The 16,229-nt window shown below is 66.8% G+C and carries 18 protein-coding genes; 10 read left to right on the top strand and 8 right to left on the bottom strand.

The features are described from left to right. Positions 1-260: EAL domain-containing protein (locus ACDELDRAFT_RS11205; RefSeq protein ID WP_005796682.1), on the top strand; the 260-nt coding region annotated here is incomplete at its 5' end. 78 nt (positions 261-338) lie between these two features. On the opposite strand, the gene ACDELDRAFT_RS11200 is transcribed toward ACDELDRAFT_RS11205, so the two are convergent. After that, positions 339-788, bottom strand: coding sequence for a CBS domain-containing protein (locus tag ACDELDRAFT_RS11200; protein ID WP_005796680.1), 450 nt, complete (start codon positions 786-788; stop codon positions 339-341). Positions 789-884: 96 nt separating this feature from the next. On the opposite strand from ACDELDRAFT_RS11200, the gene ACDELDRAFT_RS11195 reads away from it, so the two are divergent. Then, positions 885-2,195: an O-acetylhomoserine aminocarboxypropyltransferase gene (locus ACDELDRAFT_RS11195; RefSeq protein ID WP_005796679.1), complete on the top strand. Its 1,311-nt coding sequence runs from the start codon at positions 885-887 to the stop codon at positions 2,193-2,195. A gap of 2 nt (positions 2,196-2,197) precedes the next feature. Beyond that, complete coding sequence (locus tag ACDELDRAFT_RS11190) at positions 2,198-3,016, top strand: alpha/beta fold hydrolase (RefSeq protein ID WP_005796676.1); 819 nt, start codon at positions 2,198-2,200, stop codon at positions 3,014-3,016. 493 nt (positions 3,017-3,509) lie between these two features. Here the strand turns inward: ACDELDRAFT_RS11190 and ACDELDRAFT_RS11185 are convergent, their stop codons facing one another. Then, positions 3,510-4,760 (bottom strand): YihY family inner membrane protein, encoded by a 1,251-nt coding sequence (locus ACDELDRAFT_RS11185; protein ID WP_005796675.1) that lies wholly within the window; start codon positions 4,758-4,760, stop codon positions 3,510-3,512. A gap of 147 nt (positions 4,761-4,907) precedes the next feature. Between ACDELDRAFT_RS11185 and ACDELDRAFT_RS11180 the strand changes: the two genes are divergently transcribed. The 6 genes from ACDELDRAFT_RS11180 to ACDELDRAFT_RS11155 all read left to right on the top strand — a co-directional run bounded on the left by ACDELDRAFT_RS11180 (position 4,908) and on the right by ACDELDRAFT_RS11155 (position 10,241). Further along, positions 4,908-5,324: a DUF2069 domain-containing protein gene (locus tag ACDELDRAFT_RS11180; RefSeq protein ID WP_040328893.1), complete on the top strand. Its 417-nt coding sequence runs from the start codon at positions 4,908-4,910 to the stop codon at positions 5,322-5,324. A gap of 63 nt (positions 5,325-5,387) precedes the next feature. Next, positions 5,388-6,833, top strand: coding sequence for an FAD-binding oxidoreductase (locus tag ACDELDRAFT_RS11175; RefSeq protein WP_005796672.1), 1,446 nt, complete (start codon positions 5,388-5,390; stop codon positions 6,831-6,833). 143 nt (positions 6,834-6,976) lie between these two features. After that, on the top strand, positions 6,977-8,041 hold the full coding sequence (locus tag ACDELDRAFT_RS11170; protein ID WP_005796670.1) for a metallophosphoesterase: 1,065 nt from the start codon (positions 6,977-6,979) through the stop codon (positions 8,039-8,041). Positions 8,042-8,167: 126 nt separating this feature from the next. Further along, on the top strand, positions 8,168-9,028 hold the full coding sequence (locus tag ACDELDRAFT_RS11165) for a thymidylate synthase (protein ID WP_005796669.1): 861 nt from the start codon (positions 8,168-8,170) through the stop codon (positions 9,026-9,028). Between the two features lie 93 nt (positions 9,029-9,121). Then, positions 9,122-9,727: a DUF4337 domain-containing protein gene (locus ACDELDRAFT_RS11160; RefSeq protein ID WP_005796667.1), complete on the top strand. Its 606-nt coding sequence runs from the start codon at positions 9,122-9,124 to the stop codon at positions 9,725-9,727. A gap of 22 nt (positions 9,728-9,749) precedes the next feature. Further along, positions 9,750-10,241 carry a dihydrofolate reductase gene (locus ACDELDRAFT_RS11155; RefSeq protein WP_005796665.1) on the top strand — a complete coding sequence of 164 codons (492 nt, stop codon included), beginning with the start codon at positions 9,750-9,752 and terminating at the stop codon, positions 10,239-10,241. A gap of 162 nt (positions 10,242-10,403) precedes the next feature. Here ACDELDRAFT_RS11155 and ACDELDRAFT_RS11150 read toward each other — a convergent pair whose 3' ends face one another. The 4 genes from ACDELDRAFT_RS11150 to modA all read right to left on the bottom strand — a co-directional run bounded on the left by ACDELDRAFT_RS11150 (position 10,404) and on the right by modA (position 13,490). Next, on the bottom strand, positions 10,404-11,219 hold the full coding sequence (locus tag ACDELDRAFT_RS11150; RefSeq protein ID WP_005796663.1) for a TOBE domain-containing protein: 816 nt from the start codon (positions 11,217-11,219) through the stop codon (positions 10,404-10,406). A 93-nt stretch (positions 11,220-11,312) separates the two neighbouring features. Further along, positions 11,313-12,014: an ATP-binding cassette domain-containing protein gene (locus tag ACDELDRAFT_RS11145; RefSeq protein ID WP_005796661.1), complete on the bottom strand. Its 702-nt coding sequence runs from the start codon at positions 12,012-12,014 to the stop codon at positions 11,313-11,315. Positions 12,015-12,023: 9 nt separating this feature from the next. After that, positions 12,024-12,698 (bottom strand): molybdate ABC transporter permease subunit, encoded by a 675-nt coding sequence (gene modB / locus ACDELDRAFT_RS11140; protein WP_005796660.1) that lies wholly within the window; start codon positions 12,696-12,698, stop codon positions 12,024-12,026. A 33-nt stretch (positions 12,699-12,731) separates the two neighbouring features. Then, a complete protein-coding gene (modA, locus tag ACDELDRAFT_RS11135; protein WP_005796659.1) occupies positions 12,732-13,490 on the bottom strand; it encodes a molybdate ABC transporter substrate-binding protein in 759 nt (252 codons plus the stop codon). Between the two features lie 219 nt (positions 13,491-13,709). Between modA and xth the strand changes: the two genes are divergently transcribed. Further along, positions 13,710-14,486, top strand: a complete 777-nt coding sequence (gene xth / locus ACDELDRAFT_RS11130; RefSeq protein ID WP_005796657.1) for an exodeoxyribonuclease III — start codon at positions 13,710-13,712, stop codon at positions 14,484-14,486. A 217-nt stretch (positions 14,487-14,703) separates the two neighbouring features. On the opposite strand, the gene ACDELDRAFT_RS11125 is transcribed toward xth, so the two are convergent. Then, positions 14,704-15,669: a ferritin-like domain-containing protein gene (locus ACDELDRAFT_RS11125; protein ID WP_005796655.1), complete on the bottom strand. Its 966-nt coding sequence runs from the start codon at positions 15,667-15,669 to the stop codon at positions 14,704-14,706. Positions 15,670-15,905: 236 nt separating this feature from the next. Beyond that, a partial coding sequence (locus ACDELDRAFT_RS11120) for a helix-turn-helix domain-containing protein (protein WP_005796653.1) occupies positions 15,906-16,229 on the bottom strand: 324 nt, incomplete at its 5' end.

Here is a 16,229-nt window from a genome sequence, read left to right as displayed (position 1 = left end):
AACTCAAGTTGGACATGGCCTTCGTGCGCGACCTGACGAGCAGTGCGCCGGCGCGCGCGCTCACGCGATCGGTATTGAGCATTGCGCACAGCCTGGGCATGGAAGTGGTGGCCGAAGGCGTAGAAACCCAGGAGCAGAGCGACTGGCTGCGCGAGCACGGTTGCCCGGTGATGCAGGGCTACCTTTTCGGCAAGCCCATGTCTGCCGAGGGCCTGGAAGCATGGATGAAAGCCCGCGTGCAGGCAGAGTCCCTGGCCTAACGCAGGCGCCTGAATGAATCGGCACACGCAGGGATGAGCCCTCGCGCCGGTACCTGCCGGGCTGCGCCCGCCTGGCGATCAGGCCTTGGCGGCGTCCTCGGGCCAATCGCGGATGTAGGCCTTCAGCATCTTGTTTTCAAAATTCTGGCTGTCAACCACCGCCTTGGCCACGTCGTAGAAGCTGACCACGCCCATCAGCATTTTCTTGTCCATCACGGGCATGTAGCGCGCGTGGCGGTCGAGCATCATGCGGCGCACTTCGTCCATGTCGGTTTCGAGCGTGCAGGTCAGGGGGTGATCGTCCATGGCCGAGCGGACGTGCATGGTGCCCACGCTGCCGCCGTTGCGCACGGTGGCCTGGATCACTTCGCGGAAGGTGAGCATGCCCACCAGATCCCCCAGCTCCATCACCACCAGCGAGCCGATGTCTTTTTCAGCCATCACGCTCACGGCGCCGGACAGGGGTTCGTCCGGTGTCACGGTGTACAGGGTGTTCCCTTTGACGCGAAGGATGTCGCTGACTTTCATGGTGGGTCTCCGAGGGCGCGCTGGGCGCAACAGGCTGATGCGCACCAAATATAGCCCACAATGCCCGCCTGCATAGACAACATGGGAGACACATAGATGCCCGGTTACTCCGACCCCGGCTTTGACACGCTGGCGCTGCACGCAGGCGCCAGCCCCGACCCTGCCACCGGCGCGCGCGCCACACCCATCCACCTGACCACCTCGTTCGTGTTCGAGTCGAGCGACCATGCGGCCTCGCTGTTCAATCTGGAACGCGGCGGCCACGTGTACAGCCGCATCAGCAACCCGACCAACGCGGTGCTGGAGCAGCGCGTGGCGGCGCTGGAAGGCGGCGTGGGCGCCATCAGCACGGCCAGCGGCCAGGCGGCCCTGCACCTGACCGTCGCCACGCTGATGGGCGCGGGCAGCCACATCGTGGCCAGCACGGCGCTGTATGGCGGCTCGCAGAACCTGCTGCACTACACGCTCTCGCGCTTCGGTATCGAAACCACGTTTGTCAAGCCCGGCGACATCGACGCCTGGCGCGCCGCCGTGCGCCCCAACACCAAGCTGTTCTTTGGCGAAACCGTGGGCAACCCCGGCCTGGATGTGCTGGACATCCCCACGGTGAGCGCCATCGCCCACGAGGCCGGTGTGCCGCTGCTGGTGGACTCCACCCTCACATCGCCCTGGCTCATCAAGCCGTTTGAGCATGGCGCAGACCTCGTCTACCACTCGGCCACCAAGTTCCTCTCGGGCCACGGCACCGTGGTGGGTGGCATCGTGGTGGATGGCGGCAGCTTTGACTGGGACGGCCCCCAATCCGCCGGCAAGTTTGCCGAACTGACACAGCCCTACGACGGCTTTCACAACATGGTGTTCACCGAGGAGAGCACCGTGGGCGCCTTCCTGCTGCGCGCACGGCGCGAAGGGCTGCGCGACTTTGGCGCCTGCATGAGCCCGCACACGGCCTGGCTCATCCTGCAGGGCATCGAGACGCTGCCGCTGCGCATGGCGCAGCACATGCGCAACACCGAGAAGGTGGTCGAATTTCTGGCCGCACAGCCTTTTGTGTCGCGCGTGGGCCACCCCATGCTGCAATCGCACCCGAGCCACACCCTGGCGCAAAAACTGCTGCCGCGCGGCGCAGGCTCGGTATTCAGCTTTGACCTCAAAGGCAACCGCGAACAGGGCAAGAAGTTCATTGAAACCCTCAAGGTCTTCAGCCACCTGGCCAACGTGGGGGACTGCCGCAGCCTGGTGATCCACCCGGCCAGCACCACGCATTTCCGCATGACCGACGAAGCGCTGGCGGGCGCAGGCATCAGCCAGGGCACGATCCGCCTGTCCATCGGCCTCGAAGACGCCGACGACCTGATCGACGACCTCAAGCGCGCGCTCAAGGCGGCCGAGAAAGCGGGGGCCTGACCATGTACATCCAAGTCAACGGCGCCGCCATTTACTGCTACACCGGCGGCAAGGCGTTCGATGCCGCCAAGCCCACCGTGGTGTTCATCCACGGCGTGCTCAACGACCACAGCGTGTGGGCCTTGCAAAGCCGCTACATGGCCAACCACGGCTGGAACGTGCTGGCCATCGACCTGCCCGGCCACTGCCGCAGCGGTGGCGATGCGCCCGCCACGGTGGAACAGGGCGCGGACTTCGTCGGCGCGCTGCTCGATGCAGCGGGCATCCAACGCGCGGCTCTGGTGGGCCACAGCTGGGGCTCGCTGATTGCCATGGAGGCCGCAGCCCGGCTCAAGGACCGCATCAGCCACCTGGTTCTGGTGGGCACGGCCTTTCCAATGAAGGTATCGCCTGCGCTCATCGAGGCGTCGCAGAACGACCCCGAAAAGGCGCTGCGCATGGTCAACGTGTTTTCCCGCAGCACGCTGGCGGCGCCACCCTCAGCGCTGGGGCCGGGCACGTGGGTGTTTGGTGCCGGCATGGCGCTCGGACGCAAGGTGCTGCGCAGCAACCCGCAGGTCAATGTGTTCCACCGTGGCTTCGTGGCCTGCGACAGCTACACGGGGGGCGAAGCCGCCATGGCCCAATTGACCTGCCCGGTGCTGTTTGCACTGGGCGCGCAAGACCAGATGACCACCCCCAGGGCCGCACAAGGCCTGATTGGCGCAGCGCGTGCGGCGGGCCAGTCGGTGCAGATCGCCAGCCTGCCGGTGGGCCACAACCAGATGACCGAGGCGCCCGAAGAAACGCTGCAGGCCATCCGCGACTTTCTGGCACGTTGAGACATGGCGCACCGCCAACCCGATGCGGGCCTGCGCCAGGCCCTGCACAGGCCGTAGGCGGCAGCGCACTGGTACCCAGCACGCTGCGCCGGGGATGGCGTTTTGAGCCCCAGGGCCGCGCAAGGACAGCCGCGAAGCAACGATGGCCAGGCCATTCAGCGCTTTCGCGACCGCGATCCATTCCACCGCTCCAACGCAGCCCTTGGGCCCCTGTTGTCAGCGGCCTTTCCTGCACCCAGCCGTGGCGCTGACCTGGCTGGTCTGACCCGCAGCCACGCGCGCTGCCATCCCGGCCTTGAAGGCTGCGGGAAGACTTTCGTGCGGCTGCGATTTCGCCTGGCGGGGCTTGCGGGCTCGAGAAGAATCCACCGGCCCGGCGCCCGCTCTACAGAGTCAAAGACTACGGACTAACGGCAAGGCCTCTGCGTAGATCCCCTTTCTGCGGAATGAAGACAAAAATGGCCAAAAGCGGTTGTCCTTCAAGCGTCTTTAGCTATTGTTTTTGAAGTACATCGCGCAAATGCAGCTGTGCCAGTCCGGCGCTGGACCACAGGGGCTCCAGGCTCTGGGCGCGTTCAAGCAGCAGGCGCTGCAGCAGGGGCTCGAGCGCCGTGCAGTCGGGGTCGGCCAGCAGCACGTAGCGCGGCTCGGGCTCGTCTTCGGCGCCCTGCCCCGGCTCGCTGGTGCGCGCCACCCAGTCGAGCGCGGTGAGCGCATCCAGCACCGGGGCCAGCTGCAGCACGTCCACGCGCAGCAATTGTGCAAGCTGGCTCGCCCGCAGGCCCTTGCCGGCATGGCGGCGTGCGCGCTGCAGTTCCTGCAACACCTCCACTGCCAGCTGGAAAGTCCAGCCTGGCACCGTGCCGCGCCGTGCCACGCCGGCCAGCAGGCTGGGCAGGTAGGCCGTGACCACCGCCCCCAGCAGCACGATGACCCACGCCACGTAAATCCAGACCAGCAGGATGGGCAGCGTGGCAAAGGTGCCGTACACCACGGAATAGGTGGGCACCTTGCCCAGGTAGATGGCCAGCACCTTCTTGGCCAGTTCGATGCACACGGCCACGAACAGGCCGCCCGCCCACGCGTGCTGCCACTTCACCGGCGTGTTGGGCACATAGTGGTAGAGCGCCGCCATGCCGGCCGCCAGCACGAAGAATTCAATGGAATCGAACAGCAGCCGCACCCCATCGGGCACGGCCCGCACCAGCCCACCCGACGCCGACATGACATACGACGTGAGCGCCAGGCTGGCGCCCAGCACCACGGGCCCCAGCGTGATCGCCGCCCAGTAGATCAGCACCCGCTGGCCCAGCGGCCGCAAGCGCCGCACGCGCCAGATGTTGTTGAGGGTGCGGTCGATGGTCAGGATCAGCGCCAGCGCCGTCACCAGCAGGACGCTGACCCCCGCCACCCCCAGCCGGCTGGCCTGGGCCGCGAACTGCGTGAGATAGCCCAGCACCTGGCGCGAGATGCTGTCGGGCACCAGGCTGTCCACCAGCCAGCGCTGCAGCACCCCCTGCAGCTTGCCGAAAATGGGAAAGGCCGTGAACACGGCCAGTGCCACGGTCACAAAGGGCACCAGGGCCAGCACGGTGGTGAACGTGAGGCTGCTGGCGGTAAGACCCAGGCGGTCCTCACGAAAGCGCTCGCGCAACGTCTGGGCGGTGGTCTTCCAGGGAAAGTGCGACAGCTCGGTCACCAGCACCTCAAGGCGCTGGACCGCTGTCTGTAGGGTCAAGGACATGGCCGATATGATCCTGGGGCCGCCAGGCTGGTGGGAGAACGCTGCATGGACGCCGACGATGGAAACGAAGATCGAGCGCGCATTGTGGCCCCAACCGCCCGGCTTGAGCACAATGCGCGCCGCCCCCTTTCCCCGACAACACACTCCATGAACTCATCCCCCAACCCCGGCAACGCCGTTGCCGCCACCCGCTGGCTGGCTGCGGGCAGCCTGCTGGCACTGATCGCCCTGTGCCTGGCCTGGGAGCTGGTGCTGGCCCCGGTGCGCCCCGGCGGCTCGTGGCTGGCGCTCAAGGCGCTGCCCCTGTGCATTCCGCTGGCCGGCATCCTGAAAAACCGCATGTACACCTATCGCTGGGTCAGCCTGGTGATCTGGCTTTATTTCATCGAAGGCGTGGTGCGTGCCTGGGGCGATCCCCGTCCAGGCGCATGGCTGGCGTGGGCCGAGATCGTGCTGTGCGTGGTGCTGTTCACGGCCTGCACGCTGCATGTACGGCTGCGCCAGCGCAACGCCCGGGCCCAGGCGCAGGCCGACGCCGAAGCCATCGCTCCCCTGGCCCCGTGAGGCGCCCTGCGCCACAGGCATCCGCCAAGTCCCCTTCACCGTTCACCTGAAAGATCGTTTCCCATGTCCACCTTGATCGACACCTTGCGGCACATCGTGGGCGCAGCCCATGTCCTGACCGACGGCGACCTGAGCGCCTGGGAACAGGACTGGCGCCGCCGCGAGCGCGGCAAGGCACTGGCGGTGGTGCGCCCCGGCACCACCGAAGAGGTGGCGGCCGTGGTGCGCGCCTGTGCCGCTGCGGGCAACGCCATCGTGCCGCAGGGCGGCAACACCGGCTTGGCCGTGGGCTCGACGCCCGATATGTCGGGCACCCAGGTGGTGCTGAGCCTTACGCGCATGAGCGCCGTGCGCGCCATCGACAAGGACAACCTCACCATGACGGTGGAGGCAGGCTGCATCCTGCAGAACGTGCAGGACGCCGCGGACAAGGCCGGGCTGCTGTTCCCCCTGTCGCTGGCGGCCGAGGGCAGCTGCACCATCGGCGGCAATCTGGGCACCAATGCCGGCGGCACGCAGGTGGTGCGCTACGGCAATGCCCGCGACCTGTGCCTGGGCCTGGAAGTCGTCACGCCCCAGGGCGAGGTGTGGAACGGCCTCAAGGGCCTGCGCAAGGACAACACGGGCTACGACCTGCGCAACCTGTTTGTCGGCAGCGAAGGCACGCTGGGCATCATCACCGCCGCCACGCTCAAGCTCTACCCCAAGCCCGCCGCGCAACTCACGGCCTGGGCCGCCGTACCCTCGATGGAACACGCCGTGACGCTGCTGGGCCTGGCCCACCAGCATCTGGGCGCGGGGCTCACGGGCTTCGAGGTGATGGGCCGCTTTGCCCTGACCCTGGTGCACAAGCACATGCCGCAGCTGCGCGTGCCCTTCGTGGAGCAGGAAGAGGTGCCCTACGGCGTGCTGCTCGAAAATTCCGACAGCGAATCCGAGGACCACGCGCGCGCGCGCTTCGAGGCGCTGCTCGAAACCGCCTTCGAGGCCGGCTGCGTGACCGACGCGGTGGTGGCAGAGAACCTCTCGCAGGCGCACAACCTGTGGCACATCCGCGAGAGCATCCCTTTGGCGCAGGCCGAAGAGGGGCTGAACATCAAGCACGACATCTCGGTGCCCATCTCACGCATTCCGGCGTTCGTCGAATACACCGACGCCCTGATGGCGCGCGAGATTCCGGGCGTGCGCCTGGTCAACTTCGGCCACCTGGGCGACGGGAACCTGCACTACAACGTGCAGGCGCCGGCAGATGGCGACCCCAAGGCCTTCCTGCGCGAGCAGGAAGAGCACGTGAACCACCTGGTGTACGAAGCGGTGGCGCAGTTCGGTGGCTCGTTCTCGGCCGAACACGGCATTGGCGCGCTCAAGGTGGAAAAGCTGCAGAAATACCAGTCGCCCACGGCGCTGGCAATGATGCGGGCCGTCAAGGCGGCGCTCGATCCGCAGGGCATCATGAACCCGGGGCGCGTGTTGCCTGCCGCAGCCGCGGCACCAGGCGCGTCAGCGTAACGCCGGCCAGCAAAGGGCGGGCATTGAAGGCCGGCCAGCAACCCGGCCTCCACCGATTGCTTCAATTTCAATAGTATCTAACGTCCAACCAGTCAGCGCATAAGCCTAAAAACAATTCAAACAGGCCGCAGAACAGTCTCCGTATGAGCCTCATCCAAGCCCTGCCGCCGGGGCCGCTCGACATCGTCGGCGACATCCATGGCGAAATCGACGCACTTGAGCCCCTGCTGGCCCATCTGGGCTACGACGTGGAGGGCCGGCACCGCGATGGCCGCACCCTGGTATTCGTGGGCGACTTCTGCGACCGGGGCCCCGACAGCCCCGCCGTGCTCGCCCGCGTGGCCCAACTGGTGACCCGCGGGCGTGCCGTGGCCGTGCTGGGCAACCACGAGATCAGCCTGCTGCGCAACGATGCCAAGGACGGCGCAGGCTGGTTCTTCGACGCACGCCTGGCGACCGACCAGGACAAATACGCGCCCTTCGCCCGCCCCACCGCGGCCGAGCGCGCGGACATCGTCGCCTTTCTGGGCACCCTGCCAGTGGCCCTGGAGCGCACCGACCTGCGCATCGTGCATGCCGCCTGGCTGTCCGCGCCCATTGCGGCAGCGCGCCAACTGGCCCCCGGCAGCGCACGCGCCGAATACGACCACTGGGAGGCCGAGGTGCGCCGCCAGGCACAGGACGGGGCGCTGTCCCGGCGCATGGCCGCCGAGCGGCTGCAGTGGCCGCACGACCTGGAAGACCCGCTGCACAAGCCGCCCTTCCTCCAGGCCCATGCCGACAACGAACTGCTCAAGGCCATGCTCAACCCCCTCAAGGTGCTGACCTCGGGGGTGGAGCGCCAAGGCACCGACCCCTTCCATGCGGGGGGCAAGTGGCGCTTTGTCGAGCGCATCGCCTGGTGGGAAAGCTACGCCGATGCCACGCCGGTGGTGGTGGGCCACTACTGGCGACGCCCACTGGTGCCCGCGCCAGACTCCGTCACGCACGAAGAGGCCGGCCTGTTCGGCAGCACACCGCCCTTTGCCTGGCACGGCCAGCGCCACAACGTGTTTTGCGTGGACTATTCGGTGGGCGCACGCTGGCGCGCCCGCAAGGCCGGCACGCCCCCGGGAGCCCAGTACAAGCTGGCCGCCCTGCGCTGGCCCGAACGCACGCTGGTGTTTGACGACGGCAGCGTGGCAGCCACCACGGCGTTTGGCGGCTGACGCTGCTGCGGCCGCCATGCAATGCGCCCGGAGGCGCCGTCATGTCCGGCACGCCTGCGGCCATCGGTGGCACACTATCGGGCCGGCGCCCATGGCACCGAGCCCCGACAACCAGCCTCCAGCCCCATGACCCTTGCCCCAGCCCCACAGCGCCCCGTCCGCTCGCAATACGAAGACCTGATGCGCCACGTGTTCACGCACGGTGTGGACAAGGGCGACCGCACGGGCACGGGCACCAAAAGCGTGTTCGGCCACCAGATGCGCTTCGACCTGCGCGAGGGCTTTCCGCTCGTCACCACGAAGAAGGTGCACCTCAAGAGCATCATCGTCGAGCTGCTGTGGTTTCTCACCGGGTCGAGCAGCAACCTGTGGCTGAAAGAGCGCGGCGTCACCATCTGGGACGAGTGGGCGCGCAAAGACGGCGACCTGGGCCCCGTGTATGGCGTGCAGTGGCGCAGCTGGCCCGCGCCCACGCCTGAAAACCCCCGCGGCCACATCGACCAGATCCAGCAGGTCATCGATACGCTCAAAACCAATCCCGACTCGCGCCGCATCATCGTGAGCGCCTGGAACGTGGCCGACCTGGACAAGATGGCGCTCATGCCCTGCCACGCGTTCTTCCAGTTCTACGTGGCGCCCGCACAAGAGCCCGGCGGGCGCGGCACCCTGAGCTGCCAGCTCTACCAGCGCAGCGCCGACATCTTCCTGGGCGTGCCCTTCAACATTGCCAGCTACGCCCTGCTCACGCACATGGTCGCGCAGCAGTGCGACCTCGACGTGGGCGACTTCATCTGGACCGGCGGCGACTGCCATATCTACAGCAACCACCACGAGCAGGTGCGCACGCAACTGGAACGCGCGCCCTACCCATACCCGACCCTGCGGATCAAGCGGCGGCCGGACAGCATCTTCGACTACCAGTACGAAGACTTCGAGGTGCTCGATTACCAGTGCCACCCGGCCATCAAGGCGCCAGTGGCGGTCTAGCGCGGGCCCACGCTGCGGCCCTGCGCGCGGGCAAGCGCTCCTCTGTCTGAGCGCCGCTTTTCTTTAAATCACCCACCACTTACCGAAAACACCATGTCTTCCGGCGGATTCCACGTACACGGCCCCCACGACCACGCCCTCGAACACGCCACGCACGGCGGGCACCACGATGCCAGCCACGACGAGGCGGGCGGCTCCATGACCAACCAGATCGCGATGTTCACGGCCATCATCGCCACGGTGGGCGCCATTTTTGCCTACATGGGCGGCGCCACGCAGGCCAATGCCGGCCTGTACAAGAACGACGCGGCCATCAAGAAGACCGAAGCGTCGAACCAGTGGAATTACTTCCAGTCCAAGAGCACCAAGCAATCGCTGGCCGAGGTCTCGCGCGACCTGACGCCGCGCGAGGAAGAAAAGGCCAAGTACCAGGCCAAGATCGACCGCTACGAGAAGGAAAAGAACGAGATCAAGGCCGCCGCCGAAAAGCTCGAGCAGGAAGCCACCGAGTGGGACAAGAAGAGCGACGCACAGATGCACCAGCACCACCGCTGGGCCCAGGCCACCACGGCGCTGCAGGTGGCGATCGCGCTGGCCGCCATCGCCTTGCTGACCAAGAAGAAATGGCTGGAATACGGCATGTTCGGTGTGGGCGCCATCGGTGTGGCCGTGGGTGGCCTGGCCGCGCTGCACATCTGAGGCCAGCGAACGGATGCCCGCCATGCAAGTGCACCTCATCTACGCACGCGCCGCGAATGGCGTGATCGGCAAGGACGGCACCATGCCCTGGCACCTGCCGGAGGACATGGCGCATTTCAAGCAGCTCACGCACGGCTGCCCCGTCATCATGGGGCGCAAGACCTGGGATTCGCTCCCACCGCGCTTTCGCCCCCTGCCGGGGCGCACCAACATCGTCATCACGCGCCAGCCAGAATGGAATGAAATAGATGCGAAGCGCGCATCCAGCCTGCGCGATGCGCTACAGATTGCAGAGCAATCCAACGCCACCACCGTGTGGGTGATCGGCGGCGCGCAGATCTACGCCCAGGCCCAGCCCCTGGCCCAGCGCGTGGAAGTGACCGAGATCGCGCAAGACTTCGACGGCGACGCCCACGCCCCCGAACTCGGCCCCGAATGGGTGGAAACCGCGCGCGAGGCGCACACCAGCACGAACGGCCTGGCCTTCGCCTTCGTGCGTTACGAGCGGCGCTGAGCGCACCCGCAACGCCAATACAGGCGCGGCCCAAGCCAGGGCTGCCGCGCAAGGGCCGCCAGCATGCCGATGTGCGGGTGGTGGCAGCGCCCCCCTGCCTACAGCACGCAGCGATGCGAGAGCGGGGGAAAGACGCCCCAGGCGACTCAGGGGGTGCTCACTTCACGCCGGCGCGCCCACGATCACGCTCGACGCCTTGAAGATCGCCGTGGCGGCCGCTCCCACGGCCAGGTCCAGGGCGGCGCAGCTCTCGTTGGTGATAATGGCCGCCACAGCGCCGCCGCCGGGCAGGTCGATGACCACCTCGGCATTCACCGCACCGGGCGTGAGACGCGAAACCGTGCCCGCAAGGCGATTGCGCGCCGAGAACCGCGCACCCTGCGCATCCGTCACCACCACGATCGACGACGCCTTGACCAGCGCGAACGCCTGCGCGCCCACCGCCAGGCCCAGCCCTTGAGCGCTTTCGTGCGTGACGGTGGCCACGATCGTGTGGCCGCCGGCGGCCGTCTCGATCTCGACCTCGTCATTGACCGCGCCGCGCCGCACCTGGCTCACCCGGCCGACAAAATGGTTGCGAGCGCTGGTCTTCATGCTGATTCTCCGGATCAATAAAAAATCATCGGCAATACCGTCGGCCTGCGCGCTCAGCTGCGCGATGAAACGGCGGTGTTCGCTCTCGATCAAGCGGAAGTTCTCCACCAGTTGGGCGCCCCGGCGCGTCAGCACCGTGCCGCCACCGCCCTTGCCGCCCGTGACCCGCTCCACCAGCGGCTCGCCAGCCAGGTTGTTCATGGTGTCAATGGCGTCCCAGGCGGCCTTGTAGCTCATCTTCATGGCCCGGGCCGCATGGGTGATGGAGCCGCGCTCGGCAATGTGCGCCAGCAGCGCAATGCGGCCGGGGCCGCCCAGGTTTTCGCCGCCCACCGTCATCCAGACGGAGCCGCCCAGTTCAATGCGTTTGTCGTTTGATGGCATGTCGTTTCGCCCAGGTATCGGTCTGTGGGTTCGCAGCAGCACAGGCCCGTGCAGCCAGGCCTGCGAAGGCGGTTCTCCCGTCCATGCAAAAAATCAGGCCGCCACCAATTGCAGCGCGGAGCCCCGGTCGCCCGGCTCCACCACGCCGGCACGCATGTGCAGCACCTGCTCGCCGAAGATTTCCACATCCTGCGGATCGTGCGTGATGAGCACCATGGGCACCTGCAGGCGCCGCTGCAGCGCATCGAGCTCGGCGCGCAAGGTGACGCGCAGGGGTGGGTCCAACGCGGCAAAAGGCTCGTCCAGCAGCAGGGCGCGCGGCTTGGCAACCAGGGCACGCGCCAGGGCAGTGCGCTGGCGCTGCCCGCCCGACAGCTCGTGGGGCGCCTGGTGGGCGACCTCCCGCAGGTGGAAGGCATCCAGCCAATAGTCCACAGCTTCACTGTCCTGCCTGCGGCCCGGGTTGAACCAGCCGCGCGCCAGGCCAAAGGCGATGTTCTGGCGCACGTTCAGGTGCGGGAACAACGCATAGTCCTGGAACAGATAGGCCACGTTGCGCGCCTGTGGCGGCAGGTGGATGCCGAGCCGCGCATCAAAGAGCGCCTGCCCATCCACCCGCACATGGCCACTGTCGGGCCGCACAAGCCCCGCGATGGCCTTGAGCAGCAAACTTTTGCCCGCGCCCGAGGCCCCAACCACCACCACGCGCTGGCCTTGCGCGCAAAAGCGCGCCCGCAGCTGGAAGACCCGCGGGCCCGAGCGCAGCGCTTTGCCAATGTCCACATCGAGTTGCATGCCTTGTCCTTACGACCGATACGCCACACGGCCCGGCGCAAGCCGCCCAGCGCCCAGCAGGACCACGATGCACACCACGGAGGTGATCAGCACCAGCGTGTTGGCCACCGCATCCTGGCCCGCCTGCACCGCCTCGTAAATGGCGATCGACAAGGTTTGGGTCTTGCCGGGAATGCTGCCGGCCACCATCAGCGTGGCACCAAACTCACCCAGCGCGCGCGCGAAGCCCAGCCAAACCCCGGCCAGAATGCCGCGCCACGCCAGTGGCAGCGTCACGCGCAGGAAAATGCCGAACTCGGAAATCCCCAGCACGCGCGCGGCCCCCTCCAGTTGCGAATCCACCGCTTCGAACGCTGCGCGTGCAGGCTTGAACACCAGCGGAAACGCCACCACCGTGGCGGCAATCACCGCCCCCTGCAGCGTGAAGATGAGGTGGATGCCCCAGGTGTCCTGCAGCCATTTGCCCACCCAGCCATTGCGCCCCAGCAACACCAGCAGGTAGTAACCCAGCACCGTGGGCGGCATGACCATGGGCAGGGTCAGCAAGGTATCGATCAGGTCACGCCCCGGGAAGCGCCCCCGCGCCAGCAGGTAGCCCACGCCAATGCCCAGCACGAGGTTGAGCAGCGTGGCCCAACCCGCCACCTGCAGCGAAAGGCTGAGTGCCGACCACGCCATGTCCATGGACCCCACCTGCTCAGCGTTCCTGGCAACGCATCAGGGCTTGGCAAAGCCATACCGGGCAAGGACGGCCTGCGCGGAAGGGGAGCCCAGGTACTCGACGAACGAGGCGGCCGCCGCTGCCTGGCTGCTGCCGGCCGTTTTGGCAACGGGGTAAAGAATGGCCACGCTCAGGGGCACATCCAACACCACCTTCACCTTGTCTTTCATGATGGCGGCGTCGGTGGCGTAGACAAACCCTGCATCCACCTCACCACGCGCCACATAGTCAAGCGACTGGCGCACGTTCTGCGTGTTCACGGCCTTGGGCTGCACGGCAGCCCACAGGCCGGCGGCCTCGAGCGCCCGCTGCGCATAACGCCCCACAGGCACGCTGGCCGGCAAGGCAAGCGCCACGCGCGCAACGGAGGGTTGCGCCAGGTCCTGCAGCCGGGCGGGCGGCGCCTTGGCATCGGCGGGTGCAATCAGCACCAGGGTATTGCGCACGAAATCCCTGCGGTCGGCCGCCAGCACCAGGCCCTGCTTCTGCGCGGCATCCATGGTTTCCTGGTCGGCCGAGGCAAACACGTCCACCGGTGCACCTTTGGCCATCTGCTGCAGCAGCGCCCCCGAAGCTCCGAAATTCAGGCGCACCTTGGTGCCGGGGTGCTGCTCCTCGTAGCTCTGCGCGATATCCCGGAAAGCGTTGGTCAGGCTGGCGGCGGCAGACACCACCAGTTCACCGGCCGCGGCAGACCCTGCAACGGCGGCCCAGCAGAGCATGGCAAGGACATTTCGGACGGAACACGACGGCATGGAACAGGTCTCCGGGAGCGGCGATTCGATCGAAGTATAGACTTGTAAATAACGCTTTCGCGCACGTTTCGGCGAAAGGATGCGCCACATCAAGCCATGCGGAGCGCCCCCTCCTCCCCACAGAAATAAAAAGGCACGAGCGAAGGCCTCTCCAGGGCCGCTACCATTCAACGCTGCAGCCCCACGGTGCCGCGCCCCTTCCACTTTCCCTTTTTTGCCATGCAGCTTGCCACCTGGAACATCAACTCCCTCAGCGTGCGCCTGCCCCAGGTGGTGGCCTGGCTGGCCGCCAACCCGGTCGACGCCCTGTGCCTGCAGGAGCTCAAACTCACCGACGACAAGTTTCCTTTTGCCGCGCTCCAGGAAGCGGGCTACCACGCCGTGGCCATGGGCCAGAAAACCTACAACGGCGTGGCCATCCTGAGCCGCTCGCCGCTGCGCGACGTGGTGCGCAACATTCCCGGCCATGACGACCAGCAGGCCCGCGTGATCGCGGCCACGATGGACACGGCCACAGGCCCTGTACGGCTGGTGAATTGCTATTTCGTGAATGGCCAGGAACCCGGCAGCGAAAAATTCGCCTACAAGATGCGCTGGCTGCAGGCACTGCATGACTGGCTGCGCACGGAATTGGCAGCACATCCGCGCCTGGCCCTGCTGGGGGATTTCAACGTGGCGCCCGAAGACCGCGACTCTTACGATCCAGTGGGCCTACGCGAGACCATCCACCACACCACCGAAGAGCGCGCGCATTTCCAGGCCTTGCTGGCCCTGGGCCTGACCGACGCCTACCGCATGTTCGAACAGCCCGAGAAGGCCTATTCGTGGTGGGACTACCGCATGCTAGGGTTCCAGAAGAACCGGGGGCTGCGCATTGACCACATCCTGGTCAGCGAGGCCTTGCGCGGCACCGTGAAGGCCTGCACCATCGACCGTGCACCGCGCAAGAACCCGCAGCCCAGCGACCACGCGCCCGTGGTGGCAACGCTCGACTGAGGCGCCCCCTCTTCTTCTCGACAACGGCTACCGCCTTACCCCCCGGTCGCTTGTAGCGACCTTCCGATTTCCCCCGCAACCATCGCCGCGTTGAAGGGCTGGCAGAAAAAAAGCCTTTGGCACCGCAGTGTCAAAGGCTTTGTTTTTTAGGAGGCCCCCCTTGCCCGTTCCGGGCTCGACAAGGTGGCCGACCACTGGGAGCATCCGTCAGAACAGATCAGTCCCGCGCCACCTCGAAGCGGTCACGCAGGGCCCGGATCTCATTGTGGTTACGTTGGGCTCCTTCGGCCTGGCGCTCGACGAGCGAGCGCACGTCGGCTGGCAGCGTGGCCTTCAGCGCCGCGCGGTAGCGCGCCACGGCAGCATCCTCGCCGCGCTCGCACTCTTCCAGCACCGCCTTGTCGTCCCATGTGCTGAGCGCCGATTTCACGGCAACCCACCCACGGTGCAGGGCCCCGGCCACCGTGCCGCCACTGGCGGGCTCGCCGCCGCGCGCCCGGATTTCGCGCTCCAGCTCGACACCTGCCAGGCCGCACTCACGGGCATGGCGCTGGAAGACTTCCTGCAACTGCGCGGAATCGGCGTTTTCAGCGCAGGACTGGAAGCCGTATTCACCGTCGCGGCAGGATTCGAGCAAGTCGTTCAACATATCGACGACATCCTCGCGGTCCACGGGTTCAGACATGGTGGTCGCCGACCCCGCCATGGTGGAGGCCGCTGTGGTGGCACGGGCCCGCTCCCAGGCTGCCCTGGTGGCGGGGCGAACGTCGGTCCATGCCATGCCCGACGCCGCATGGCGGGCGCGCCAATCGTCGGCCAGCCGCGACTCGACCGCATCAAAACTGCCCTCGTGGCGCGAAGCGGACGTCCAGCCCAATTCATAGGCCGGGCGGTATTGCTCATACGTGCGGCCGCTCACGTAATAGGGTTCGCGCGCATAGGCCTCGCGCCAATATGCATCTTCTTCGGTGGGGTTGACCGCCTCGGCTGCGGCCTTGCCCGCAAGCCCGCCCACGATGGCGCCCGCCACGCCGCCCACCGCAGCACCGGCGGGACCTGCCATGGCGCCCACGGCTGCGCCCGTGGCAGCGCCGCCCACGGCAGCACCCAGACCGGTTCCCACGGGATGTGCGCCGGGTTCGTTGGTCAAGGGGTCGCGGTTGGCATCGTTGAAATCCGACATAGAAATCTCCGGTTGGTTAACAGTGATTTCATTGTCAGAAGCGCCTCGGCAGTGGCAGGTCGGTGCACGGAGGGCCTGCATGTAGGACGCGGACCGCAAGCGCTTGCGGGAATATGGCCCCCCTGACGGCCATGGGCGTGCACCCGCGAGGCGTCAGCCGGCGTATCCCGACCGCCCTGCAATAGCTCTCATTTTCATAGCTGCTCGCGCTTTACATACAAGCGCAAGAACCACTTTTACCCCTCATCAGGGGCATCAAGGCCCAGTTCCTGGATCTTGCGCGTGATGGTGTTGCGACCGATGCCTAGCCGTTGCGCTGCTTCCATGCGGCGGCCGTGCGTCGCTGCCAGCGCCGTGCGGATGAGGCGCGACTCGAATCGCCGGGTGAGCGCATCCCACACTTCCGCGTGGCCCGTGGACAGCAGTTTCTGGGCCTCGCTTTCAAGGGCATGCTCCCAGCCACCCGCTCCGTTGCCCGAAGGCGCCGGAGACGCGGCGGCGGCAAGGGGACTCACACCCTCGGATTCGTTGCCGGGCGCCGCTGCAGACGGCGCGGCGGG

It is taken from the genome of Acidovorax delafieldii 2AN, assembly GCF_000175235.1.
Taxonomy (GTDB): Bacteria; Pseudomonadota; Gammaproteobacteria; order Burkholderiales; family Burkholderiaceae_C; genus Acidovorax; species Acidovorax delafieldii_B.
This window is presented reverse-complemented; position numbering and strand designations above follow the sequence as displayed.

What these genes read in the sequence shown, in the direction of transcription:
- ACDELDRAFT_RS11145 (WP_005796661.1), bottom strand. Translation starts at nt 12,014, where the DNA reads ATGCAACTCGATGTGGACATTGGCAAAGCGCTGCGCTCGGGCCCGCGG.
- ACDELDRAFT_RS11185 (WP_005796675.1), bottom strand. Translation starts at nt 4,760, where the DNA reads ATGTCCTTGACCCTACAGACAGCGGTCCAGCGCCTTGAGGTGCTGGTG.
- ACDELDRAFT_RS11180 (WP_040328893.1), top strand. Translation starts at nt 4,908, where the DNA reads ATGAACTCATCCCCCAACCCCGGCAACGCCGTTGCCGCCACCCGCTGG.
- ACDELDRAFT_RS11195 (WP_005796679.1), top strand. Translation starts at nt 885, where the DNA reads ATGCCCGGTTACTCCGACCCCGGCTTTGACACGCTGGCGCTGCACGCA.
- ACDELDRAFT_RS11175 (WP_005796672.1), top strand. Translation starts at nt 5,388, where the DNA reads ATGTCCACCTTGATCGACACCTTGCGGCACATCGTGGGCGCAGCCCAT.
- modB (WP_005796660.1), bottom strand. Translation starts at nt 12,698, where the DNA reads ATGGACATGGCGTGGTCGGCACTCAGCCTTTCGCTGCAGGTGGCGGGT.
- ACDELDRAFT_RS11165 (WP_005796669.1), top strand. Translation starts at nt 8,168, where the DNA reads ATGACCCTTGCCCCAGCCCCACAGCGCCCCGTCCGCTCGCAATACGAA.
- ACDELDRAFT_RS11125 (WP_005796655.1), bottom strand. Translation starts at nt 15,669, where the DNA reads ATGTCGGATTTCAACGATGCCAACCGCGACCCCTTGACCAACGAACCC.
- xth (WP_005796657.1), top strand. Translation starts at nt 13,710, where the DNA reads ATGCAGCTTGCCACCTGGAACATCAACTCCCTCAGCGTGCGCCTGCCC.
- ACDELDRAFT_RS11200 (WP_005796680.1), bottom strand. Translation starts at nt 788, where the DNA reads ATGAAAGTCAGCGACATCCTTCGCGTCAAAGGGAACACCCTGTACACC.
- ACDELDRAFT_RS11150 (WP_005796663.1), bottom strand. Translation starts at nt 11,219, where the DNA reads ATGCCATCAAACGACAAACGCATTGAACTGGGCGGCTCCGTCTGGATG.
- modA (WP_005796659.1), bottom strand. Translation starts at nt 13,490, where the DNA reads ATGCCGTCGTGTTCCGTCCGAAATGTCCTTGCCATGCTCTGCTGGGCC.
- ACDELDRAFT_RS11155 (WP_005796665.1), top strand. Translation starts at nt 9,750, where the DNA reads ATGCAAGTGCACCTCATCTACGCACGCGCCGCGAATGGCGTGATCGGC.
- ACDELDRAFT_RS11190 (WP_005796676.1), top strand. Translation starts at nt 2,198, where the DNA reads ATGTACATCCAAGTCAACGGCGCCGCCATTTACTGCTACACCGGCGGC.
- ACDELDRAFT_RS11160 (WP_005796667.1), top strand. Translation starts at nt 9,122, where the DNA reads ATGTCTTCCGGCGGATTCCACGTACACGGCCCCCACGACCACGCCCTC.
- ACDELDRAFT_RS11170 (WP_005796670.1), top strand. Translation starts at nt 6,977, where the DNA reads ATGAGCCTCATCCAAGCCCTGCCGCCGGGGCCGCTCGACATCGTCGGC.